Annotated in this window: 4 protein-coding genes; 2 read left to right on the top strand and 2 right to left on the bottom strand. The window is 72.2% G+C overall.

The window, feature by feature from the left end:
* The first annotated feature begins 414 nt into the window (after window positions 1-414).
* Window positions 415-864 (top strand): PTS sugar transporter subunit IIA, encoded by a 450-nt coding sequence (locus tag AC2CJA_RS22830; RefSeq protein ID WP_484604557.1) that lies wholly within the window; start codon window positions 415-417, stop codon window positions 862-864.
* 111 nt (window positions 865-975) lie between these two features.
* A complete protein-coding gene (gene ptsP / locus AC2CJA_RS22825) occupies window positions 976-2646 on the top strand; it encodes a phosphoenolpyruvate--protein phosphotransferase (RefSeq protein ID WP_484604556.1) in 1671 nt (556 codons plus the stop codon).
* Here the strand turns inward: ptsP and AC2CJA_RS22820 are convergent.
* Together AC2CJA_RS22820 and AC2CJA_RS22815 are read right to left on the bottom strand one after the other, a co-directional pair.
* A complete protein-coding gene (locus AC2CJA_RS22820; RefSeq protein ID WP_484604555.1) occupies window positions 2622-3569 on the bottom strand; it encodes a hypothetical protein in 948 nt (315 codons plus the stop codon). The genes ptsP and AC2CJA_RS22820 overlap by 25 nt on opposite strands.
* Window positions 3570-3646: 77 nt before the next feature.
* Window positions 3647-5680: an acetoacetate--CoA ligase gene (locus AC2CJA_RS22815; RefSeq protein WP_484604554.1), complete on the bottom strand. Its 2034-nt coding sequence runs from the start codon at window positions 5678-5680 to the stop codon at window positions 3647-3649.
* Window positions 5681-6058: the final 378 nt, after the last annotated feature.

Genomic DNA, 6058 nt, shown 5'->3' with positions numbered 1-6058 from the left:
ATATCTGGCGTTGACTTTTGGCACGCTGTTGAGTTCTCAAGGAACGGACGCTTCCTTCGGCACCCCTCCCGGGGCCCCTCCGGGCGCTTCCCTTCGGTGTCTCCGACACTACCAGCCCCTCCTCTGAATTCCGAAATTCGGTCTTCTCCTGCAAGCGTGCAGAACCGAACCGGATTCCCGGAGGGAGATAGAGGTCGGACGTCACTGACGCCACTGACGTCGGACGGAGATACGAGAGTACAGGCGGGTGGGTGAAGAGGCAAATCGGCCCGTCGAGCCCGGACAGGCCGCCACGCGCGCCCCCCGGAACCAGTGGTCCCCATGTCATACGCTTCTGATCAGTGCGCCGATTCAGGACAACTCAGGACACACGACGACGGTGACCGCTCGGTCTCCGCGCCTGGGAGGCTTTCCATGACCACCGTGACGTCCCCACTGGCCGGACGTGCCATCGGCCTCGCGGCCGTGCCGGATCCGGTGTTCTCCGGAGTGATGGTCGGGCCCGGGACCGCCGTCGACCCGGTCCGCGAACCATCCGTCGCCGTGGCCCCGGTGGACGGCATCGTCGTCTCGCTGCACGCGCATGCCTTCGTCGTCGTGGACGGTGAGGGGCACGGGGTGCTGACGCATCTGGGCATCGACACCGTGCAGCTGAACGGCCAGGGGTTCGAACTGCTGGCCGCCAAGGGCGACACCTTGCGGCGCGGCGACCCGGTCGTCCACTGGAACCCGGCTGAGGTGGAGGCTGTGGGGAAGTCCCCGGTCTGTCCGGTCGTCGCGCTGGAGGCCACCCCCGACGCACTCGCCGACGTGGCCGAGGGCATCGACGTGTCCTCCGGCGGCACGCTGTTCACCTGGCGGTGATCCATCGCCCATCCGCCGTCCGCGAGGTCTTCGCGAACGGCGGGCAGGAGGCGGACGCGACCCGCCTACGAGACGGAACCGGCCGGAGGTCCGGAGACGGGTGAGGGTGAGATGGAGACAACGCTTCGAGGGATCGGGGTCAGCCACGGGGTGGCGATCGGCGAGGTGCGGCACATGGGCACCGCCGAGCTGGAGCCGCCGACCCGGCAGACCACCCGGGACGAGGTACCGCACGAGCGGAGGAGGGCGCGCCAGGCGGTGGAGGCCGTGGCCGCGGACCTGACCGCGCGGGGGAACCTCGCCGGTGGTGAGGCGCAGGCCGTGCTGGAGGCGCAGGCCATGATGGCCCGGGACCCGGAGTTGATCGCCGATGTCGAACGGCGCATCGCCGTGGGCAGCACCGCTGAGCGCGCGGTGTACGACGCCCTCGCCGCCTACCGGGCGTTGCTCGCGGGCGCCGGCGACTATCTCGCCGGGCGGGTCGCGGACCTGGACGATGTGCGGAACCGGATCGTCGCCCGGCTGCTCGGGGTTCCGATGCCGGGGGTGCCGAACAGCGACAGGCCCTATGTGCTGGTCGCACGCGATCTGGCGCCCGCGGACACCGCGTTGCTGGACCCGTCGCTCGTCCTCGGTTTCGTGACCGAGGAGGGCGGCCCCACCAGCCACAGCGCCATTCTGGCCCGGGCACTGGGAGTGCCCGCGGTGGTGGCGCTGCGAGGGGCCGTCGAGTTGGCCGAGGGGACGGTCGTCGCGGTGGACGGCAGTACGGGCCTGGTCGGCGTGGACCCGGACCCCGAGCAGCGGGAGGAGATGCTCAGGATCGCCGAGGAGCGCAGAGCCGCGCTCACGTCCGCCACCGGTCCGGGTGCTACCTCCGACGGGCACAAGGTGCCGCTGCTGGCGAACATCGGCGGTCCGGCGGATGTGGCGGACGCGGTGGAGGCGGGCGCCGAGGGCGTCGGCCTGTTCCGTACAGAGTTCCTCTTCCTCGACTCCGGCGGGAAGGCGCCGTCGGAGAAGAAGCAGATCGAGGCGTACCGGCAGGTGCTGGAGGCGTTCCCGGAGGGACGCGTCGTGGTACGGGTGCTGGACGCGGGCGCGGACAAGCCGCTGGAGTTCCTCACCCCGGCCGAGGAGCCCAATCCCGCGCTGGGCGTACGCGGGCTGCGTACGCTGCTCGGCCACCCCGAGGTGCTGCGCACCCAGCTGCGGGCGCTCGCCAGGGCTGCCGAGGGGCTGCCGGTGTACTTGGAGGTCATGGCACCGATGGTCGCCGACCGGGCCGATGCCAGGGCGTTCGCCGACGCCTGCCGGGATGCGGGGCTGCGTGCGAAGTCCGGTGTGATGGTGGAGGTCCCCTCGGCCGCGCTGAGGGCCCGTTCGGTGCTTCAGGAGGTGGAGTTCCTGTCGCTGGGCACCAACGACCTGGCCCAGTACGCCTTCGCCGCCGACCGGCAGGTGGGCGCACTGGCCCGCTACCAGGATCCGTGGCAGCCGGCGCTGCTGGATCTGGTGGCCATGGCCGCGGAGGCGGCCGGTGCCGAGGGCAAGAGCTGCGGTGTCTGCGGTGAGGCCGCCTCCGATCCGTTGCTGGCGTGCGTGCTGGTCGGGCTGGGTGTCACGAGCCTGTCCATGGGGGCGAAGGCCATCCCCTATGTGCGTGCGGAACTGTCCAGGCGCACCATGGCCCAGTGCGAGCGTGGGGGGGGCGCCGCACGCGCCTCGGAGGGCGGTGAGCAGGCTCGGGCGGCCGCTCAGTCGGTGCTCTCCGGGGAGTGAGTCCCGCCCCTCCGCCTCCCGCGCCGCCGGTCCCTCGCCGTGTGTCCCGGCAGTGGGAAGCCGGCCCGGTAGGCGAGACCGGGTTCCGGTGGGACCGGGTCCCCCGTACGGGTGTCGGTGCAGTAGGCGGAGAAGACCTCAGCCTCGGTGAGCGGGCGGAGACGGCCGCCGTTCAGGCTCCAGCCACGCACTTCCTCCCTCCCGTCGCGGACGGTGCGCATCACCACTCCCCCCGGCCGTCCGGTGGCCAGCCCCGCGGCGAGCACCGTGCGGAAGGCCGTTTCCTCGGCGGCGGCCTGCTCCTCGCCGCCGCGCGGTGTGCGCTCGATGCGGAGGACGGCGACCAGGGGCCCGGTGGCCCCGGTGACGCTGCACACCAGGTGGTGGGTGCCTGGACCGGCTCCGGTGCCGAGTCGGTCCAGGATGCCGGAGGCGGCGTCGAGGGCCTCTTGTCCCAGGTCTTTTCCGCAGCCGGGACAGGGACCGAGGCCGGTGAGGGCGTCGGTGGCGCGGTCCCCGGTCTCCTGTCGCTCCCAGCCGTCGAGCAGCAGGGGCAGCAGCCGGGACAGGGGCTGGCCCCGGTAGCGGACGGTGGCGCCGGTCGCGGCGATCTCGGCCACGTAGCGCGCACGGCTGTCGGAGGTGTCGGGGTTGATCCGTTCCTGGGAGCAGAAGTGCGCGTAGTCGTCCGGTTCGAAGAGGCCGACACGGGTGTGGACGCCCTGGGCGGTGAGCGAGCGCAGCAGTCCTTCCGTCTGCCGCAGGTAGCGGCGGTGATCGTCGAAGGCGAATGTGGTGTAGCGGCGCATGGCCGCGAAGCCGGCCGGGTCGGCCACGACGGCGACCGTGCTGGGCGCCTCGCGGCGCAGGGCCCGTCGTACCGTCTCGGGACGGCGGCGGTCGCGCCTTTCGCGGTGTGTCATGTCAGCTCCCCCTCTATCCCGTGTTCATTTGGTCACTCACGGTAGCCGAGGGGGCTGACAACGGGTTTCGGGGAGGTTCAGGGGGTGCGGCGTTCCCGGGCCAGGCGCTCGTAGAAGCGCAGGAGCCCGACGTCGTCGACCGAGCCGGGGTTGACCGCCTTGTCGAGGTCGGCGCCCTGGAGGAGGCGCTTGACCGGGACCTCCAGCCGCTTGCCGGTGAGGGTGTGGGGGACGCCCTCGACCTCGATGATCTCGTCGGGGACGTGCCGGGGCGAGAGCTGTTCGCGGATGGACCGCTTGATCCGGTCGCGCAGGGCGTCGTCGAGGACGGCTTCCCGGGCGAGGTGGACGAACAGGGGCATCCAGTAGCCGCCGTCGGGCTGTTCCGCACCGATGACGAGGGACTCGCGGATCTCCGGGAGGCGTTCGACCACCTCGTAGATGTCGGCCGAGCCCATGCGGACACCCTGCCGGTTGAGGGTGGAGTCGGAGCGGCCGTGGATGACGACGGTGCCGCGCGAGGTGAGGGTGGTCCAGTCGCCGTGCCGCCACACGCCGGGGAACATCTCGAAATAGCTGTCACGGTAGCGGGAGCCGTCCGGGTCGTTCCAGAAGCGGATCGGCATGGACGGCATGGGGCGGGTGACGACCAGCTCGCCGACCTCGTCGACCAGCGGCCTGCCGTGCGGGTCCCAGGACCGCAGGTCGGTGCCCAGGCCGGGGGCCTGGAGTTCGCCGATGTGGACGGGGAGGGTGGGGGCGGCGCCGGCGAAGCAGCTGCACACGTCGGTGCCGCCGCTGACGGAGGCGATCCACATGTCCTGGGCGACCTCGTCGTGGATCCAGCGGAATCCGTCGGGAGGGAGGGGGGAGCCGGTGGTGGCGACGCACCTGACGCGGGAGAGGTCGAGGTCGCGGCCGGGGCGGACGCCGGCCTTGCGGCAGGCCATGACGTAGGCGGCGGAGGTGCCGTAGAAGGTGGCGCCGGTGCGTTCGGCCACGCGCCACTGGGCGTCGGTGCCGGGGTGGCCGGGGCTGCCGTCGTAAAGGACGACGGTGGTGCCGGTGAGCAGGCCGGAGACGAGGAAGTTCCACATCATCCAGCCGGTGGAGGTGTACCAGAAGAAGCGGTCCCCGGGACCGAGGTCGCAGTGGAGGCCGAGCTGTTTGAGGTGCTCGACCAGGATGCCGCCCTGGGACTGGACGATGGCCTTGGGCAGCCCGGTGGTGCCGGAGGAGTACAGCACCCACAGCGGGTGGTCGAAGGGTACGTGTTCGAAGACCGGTTCGGCCGGCGTCCCGTCGGCGGCGGTCAGGACGTCCCACTCCAGGGCGCCCTCGGGGGCCGGGGTGCCGAGCAGGGGGATGTGGACGACGGCGCGCAGGGAGGGCAGTTCGCGGCGCAGCTCGGCGACGGTGCCGGTGCGGTCGTGCTGCTTGCCGCCATAGCGGTAGCCGTCGACGGTGAACAGGACGACGGGTTCGACCTGCTGGAAACGGTCCAGGACGCTGCGGGCGCCGAAGTCGGGGGCGCAGGAGGTCCACACGCCTCCGACGGCGGCGGTGGCCAGCAGGGCGACGGCGGCCTGGGGGATGTTGGGCAGGTAGCCGCTGACGCGGTCGCCGGGGCGCACCCCGAGGCGGCGCAGTTCGGCGGCGAGCGAGCCGACCTGGCGGCGCAGCTGCGCCCAGGTGACGGGGACCGGCTCGTGGCTCTCGTCGACGTACAGCAGGGCGGGGGTGTCGGCGCGGGCCGGGTCCTCGCCTGCGCGCAGGGCGTGCTCGGCGTAGTTGAGGGTGGCGCCGGGGAACCAGCGGGCACCGGGCATGGCCGGGTCGGCGAGGACGGTCTCGTACGGGGTGGCGAAGCGTACGTCGAACCACTCGGCGACCGCCTGCCAGAAGGCCTCGAGTTCCTCGACGGACCATTGGTGCAGCGCGGCGTAGCTCGCGGCCGGGTCCGCGGGGACCGCGGCCGGGGCCCCGAAGCGTTCGGCGGCCCACGCCTGGAAACGGGTGATCCGGGCGCCCTCGATCCGGTCGGGACCGGGGCTCCACAGGGGCTCCGGCTGGTCTGCGGTCGTCGGTGCGGCGCTGTGCGCGGCGGTCATGGCGGCTCCCGGGCTGTTTTCCACGCTTCGTGTGCGTTCGTCTCCCCGCACCGCTCGGCCCCTGGGATGGTGGCCGGGGGCGTGCGGGTGCGCGGCGGCTGTGCAGGACTGTGCCATGTGATCGGTTTCCGCACCAGGTCCGATCCCCCATACCGGGGGGCCGGACGGTGTGGGGCAACCACGGGAGGACGTCCGGTGAACGGCGGTTGAACGTGGCACCGGCCACTTGCCGGTGATGGCACTCTGATCAGCATGGATGCACGTGACCTGGTGCGGTCGGTGAGGTTGGTCGGTGCGGCGCGGGGGTTGCGTGCGGCCCGGGCCGCGTGGCGGGGCCGGCGTACGGACGCCCGGGCGCTGCCGCGCGGTGGCCGGGAG

The organism is Streptomyces sp. ATLC9, assembly GCF_057196705.1.
This window is presented reverse-complemented; position numbering and strand designations above follow the sequence as displayed.

Coding starts and splice junctions, on each gene's coding strand:
- AC2CJA_RS22830 (WP_484604557.1), top strand. CDS start 415: ATGACCACCGTGACGTCCCCACTGGCCGGACGTGCCATCGGCCTCGCG.
- ptsP (WP_484604556.1), top strand. CDS start 976: ATGGAGACAACGCTTCGAGGGATCGGGGTCAGCCACGGGGTGGCGATC.
- AC2CJA_RS22820 (WP_484604555.1), bottom strand. CDS start 3,569: ATGACACACCGCGAAAGGCGCGACCGCCGCCGTCCCGAGACGGTACGA.
- AC2CJA_RS22815 (WP_484604554.1), bottom strand. CDS start 5,680: ATGACCGCCGCGCACAGCGCCGCACCGACGACCGCAGACCAGCCGGAG.